Here is a 262-nt window from a genome sequence, read left to right on the forward strand (position 1 = left end):
CCCCCCAATACAACCACTTAATCCCCACAACAATTCCCCATCTCCCCGTATACACCGACCTTTTCCCCTATAACACACCCCCACACAACATCCCACAAATCTCACCACCACCAATCATTTTCTCTGCCCCGCCATCCACTGTGTATCCACAAAATGCACCGCATCTCCACCCCCCTATCTATCATCTTCCACTTCCCATCTTCCCAATCTCTTACGGGATCCAACTTATCCCCCACCACCTTCAACCTAAAGTACAACCTTC

The 262-nt window shown here is 50.0% G+C and carries 1 protein-coding gene; it reads left to right on the forward strand.

Translation table 11 applies throughout. The features are described 5' to 3' along the window. Positions 1–262 (forward strand): glutamine amidotransferase-related protein (locus FS628_RS33310; RefSeq protein WP_440131325.1); only part of this gene is annotated, 262 nt, incomplete at both ends.

The sequence above is a fragment of the Paenibacillus xylanexedens genome (assembly GCF_007676705.1).
Lineage (GTDB): Bacteria > Bacillota > Bacilli > Paenibacillales > Paenibacillaceae > Paenibacillus > Paenibacillus xylanexedens_C.